Consider the following 3,608-nt stretch of genomic DNA (forward strand, 5'->3'; position numbering starts at 1 on the left):
GACGGGCCGTAGGGGCGGGCCGGGGGCTTGCCGGGAACGCGATGACGCGTACCCACGCGGATCGGGGCACAGCACCGTGGGGGTGCGGAGGTCGCAATCAACGCTTGCGGCCCGGAGTCACGGCGTACGCGGGGTGGGCGCGGGCCGTGGCGCCTTCGGATCAGGGGGCCTGGCGGGTCTCCGCGTCAGGAGGCCTGCTCGCTTCCACGTCAGAGGGCCTGGCGCGTTTCCACGTCAGGAGGCCGGGCGGGTTCCACGTCAGGAGGCCTGGCGGGTCTCCACGTCTCCCTCGTGGCTGATCTCCAGGGCCCCTGAGTCACCGAAGGTGAGACGGCAGGTGTCCGCGCGGTAGGTCGCCACGGAGACGGCCACGGTGCCGGCCGCGGAGAAGTAGCGTGTGGTGACCACGAGGACGGGCGCGCCCGGGAGGCGGTCCAGCTCCTTGGCGTCGTCCGCGCGGGCGGAGCCGAGCTCCACGGAGCGGTCCTGGCCGTCGAGTCCCCGCCGGTACAGCTCCCGCAGGACGCTCCTGGCCCGGGCGGGCCCGGACGGCACGTCGATCGCGGAGAGTTCGGGTACGGACGACGTCGGGACGTACAGGAGTTCGGCGGCGACGGCCTGCCCGTGGGTCAGACGGATACGGCGCACCACGTGCACCGGGGCGTCGGCAACGATGTCAAGAACGGCCGCCACGGACGCCGGTGCCGTCGCGGTGGTGCACTCGACGGGCTGCCATGCCTCGCCCGCGTCGCCGCCGTCCGCCCAGTCGTGCTGCACGGCGGCGACAGCGACCCCGACCCGAGGCGGCGCGACAGTCGTGCCCACGCCACGGCGCCGCTGCAGCCGGCCTTCCAGCTCCAACTGTTCCAGCGCCTGCCGTAGCGTGGCCCTGGCGACACCGAAACGCGCCGCCAGATCACGCTCGTTGGGCAGGATCTCGCCCACCGCGAAGTCCGAGTCGAGCGCCTCACTGAGCACGGTCTTGAGATGCCAGTACTTCGGCTCCTGAACCGATTCCAGCTGCGTGGTCCCCACCCTGTCCTCCGCAATCACCCGGCGTGTTTTCCGCGACGTTCTTTATTAAAGGTTCCTGTCTTAACGTGTCGACCTTAGGGGTGCCCACCACCTTGGTCAAGACCAATCCTCGCGCGGTCACAGAGCGAAACGGCCCGTCGCCGCAGAGCGTTCACAGGACGTTCGTGGTGCCGTGGTCCGGCGCGGCCCGAAGTCCGGCGGTCCGGGCCCGGATCCGCTGCCGCCCGTCGCCTCGCGCCCGGAACCCCGCCCCAGCCCTCGGCCGCCCCGCCGGCCTCCGGTGGATCCAGCCCTCAGTCGAACGACAGCCCCGCGAGCTTGTCGGGGTTGCGGATGATGTAGGCGTGCTGGACGACCCCGCCCACGGACTCCAGCTGGAGGACGGTGTCCACCCTCCCGTCGAGGCCCAGCACCAGTGCGGGGCCGCCGTTGAGTTCCACGATCCGGGGGTCCAGCCTGCCGGTGCTCCGGTCGTGTGCCACGGCGAACAGGAAGCGCCCCACCTTGTCCGCGCTCTCGATGACGCGTCGTGGCGCCTTGACCTTGCCGCCGCTGTCGCTGACCAGGCGGACGCCGGGGGCGAGCAGGGCGAGCAACCGCTCGATGTCTCCGCCCGCGGCGGCGGCGAGGAACCGCTCGGTGAGGTCACGGCGCAGGGCCGGGTCCACGTCGTAGCGCGGCTTGCGCTCCTCCACGTGCCGCCTGGCCCGGCCGGCGAGCTGGCGTACCGCCGCCTCGGACCGGCCGAGTGTCGTGGCGATCTCCGCGTACGGGAAGCCGAACGCCTCGCGCAGGACGAAGACGGCCCGCTCCAGCGGGGAGAGGGACTCCAGGACGACCAGTACGGCCAAGGACACCGTGTCGGCGAGCACGGCCCGTTCGGCGGTGTCCGGGACGGACGGGCCGTAGGCGGTGGCGACCGGTTCGGGCAGCCATGGGCCGACGTACGCCTCGCGCCGGGACCGCACGTGGCGCAGCCGGTCGACGGCCAGCCGGGTGGTGACCCGTACGAGGAAGGCGCGCGGTTCCCGTACGTCCTCGCGGTCCGCCGCCGACCAGCGCAGCCACGCCTCCTGCACCACGTCCTCCGCGTCGGCGACGCGGCCGAGCATGCGGTAGGCGACCCCGGTGAGGACGGCCCGGTTTTCTTCGAAGAGATCGGTCACGGTGTCGGCGGTCACCGAGCCATCCCAGCTCACCCGCCGGGCGGTGTCCAGCAGGCGTCACCGGGGCCGGCCGGACGCGTCACGCCGGCCGGTGGTCAGGGGTGGGCGGCGTCGTCGGTGCGCTGTCCGGGCACCGTCCACCCGGCGCCGTCGTGCCGTCGTGCCGTCGTGCCCGCGCGGTCACGCTGCGCGGGCCCGCCGGGCCACCGGGCTCAGCGGCTTCGGAAGGGCGTGCTGTCGCGTTCCCGGACGGTGCCGGTCACCGGTGCGGGGCGCGCTTCCGGGCGGCGCCGCAGCAGCACGCCCGAGCCGAGCGCCACGCCGGCCCCCACGAGGAGGCTGCCGGCCCCCTGTCCGAAGCCGTACGTCCCGGTTCCCGCGAGCGGTGCGGTCAGCGCGGCCGAGACCGGGATCAGGCCGGAGAACAGGGTGGCGCGCTCGGCACCGATCCGCCGCATCCCGCTGTACCAGCAGACGAAGCCGATCACCGTGACCACGACGGCCTGCCACAGGAGGGCCAGCGCCTCGGGCCAGGTCGGAGCGCGCAGGAAACCCGTTCCGTCGGCCAGCACGCCCAGCAGCGCGGATTCCACGGCCGCGACGGCGCAGACCGTCGCCGACAGCAGTACCGGACCGAGCGGGCGCAGTACGGGCACGGCGAGGACCGCGAAGCCGACCTCGCCGGCGAGGGCGCCCACCGAGAACAAGATGCCCGCCGTATCGGTCCGGCCCCACCCCTGCACGGTGAACGCGCCGACGGCGACGAGGACCGCGGCGTACACCACGGTCCGTGAGGGGCGGCGTCCTTCCAGTACGGGGACGAGCACGCCCACGACGATGGGCGCGCAGCCGACGAACACCCCCGGGACGGCGGGTTCGGCCGAGCGTTCCGCCGCCAGGACCGCGAGGTTGAAGCCGACCATGCCGATGGCGGCGAGCGCCGTGAGGCGGCCCCACTGGCGTCCGGTGAGCGCGCGCAGAAGTGCCTTGGGCGACGAAGGGCCCCCCTCCCGGGCACGCAGGAGCGGCAGGAGCAGGAGCGCCGCGAGGCCGTAGCGCAGTGCCTGCCCGCCGGCGTACGGGTAGGCGCCGAGGACACTGTTCGCGGTGAAGGAGGCCCCGACCAGGGTGCAGGCGAAGGCCGCGAGAAGGGCGCCGCGGAGCGGAGTGCGGTTCATGGGGGCGACGTTAGGCCCGGCCCGCGGACCCGTTTAAGGTCCACTTCCATGACGTCTTCGGGGACCAATCCGGGTACCGGTGCCGACGCGCGCGGGGAGCGCGCGCCCGCTCACCCCGCCTGGGAACTGCTGCTTCCCGCCGCCTCGGCTCCGGCCCGTCAGCGCGGGCGTGCGCTCCGGTCGGCGCTGCGCGAGGCGGTGCGTTCGGGCCGGCTGCCCGCCGGTACCT

Annotated in this window: 3 protein-coding genes and 1 pseudogene; 1 reads left to right on the forward strand and 3 read right to left on the reverse strand. The window is 73.8% G+C overall.

Translation table 11 applies throughout. The annotated features are described in order from the left end of the window. Positions 1-258 precede the first annotated feature (258 nt). The 3 genes from IH13_RS0128175 to IH13_RS0128185 all read right to left on the reverse strand — a co-directional run bounded on the left by IH13_RS0128175 (position 259) and on the right by IH13_RS0128185 (position 3,379). Positions 259-1,035: a GntR family transcriptional regulator gene (locus tag IH13_RS0128175; RefSeq protein WP_031088786.1), complete on the reverse strand. Its 777-nt coding sequence runs from the start codon at positions 1,033-1,035 to the stop codon at positions 259-261. A 293-nt stretch (positions 1,036-1,328) separates the two neighbouring features. Then, positions 1,329-2,216: an RNA polymerase sigma factor SigJ gene (gene sigJ, locus IH13_RS0128180; RefSeq protein WP_031088787.1), complete on the reverse strand. Its 888-nt coding sequence runs from the start codon at positions 2,214-2,216 to the stop codon at positions 1,329-1,331. A gap of 197 nt (positions 2,217-2,413) precedes the next feature. Beyond that, positions 2,414-3,379: a DMT family transporter gene (locus IH13_RS0128185; protein ID WP_082317741.1), complete on the reverse strand. Its 966-nt coding sequence runs from the start codon at positions 3,377-3,379 to the stop codon at positions 2,414-2,416. 48 nt (positions 3,380-3,427) lie between these two features. Here IH13_RS0128185 and IH13_RS45080 point away from each other — a divergent pair. Then, a pseudogene (locus IH13_RS45080) lies at positions 3,428-3,608 on the forward strand (PLP-dependent aminotransferase family protein); the annotation flags it as partial.

It is taken from the genome of Streptomyces sp. NRRL WC-3549, from assembly GCF_000721935.1.
In the GTDB taxonomy this organism is placed as follows: Bacteria; Actinomycetota; Actinomycetes; order Streptomycetales; family Streptomycetaceae; genus Streptomyces.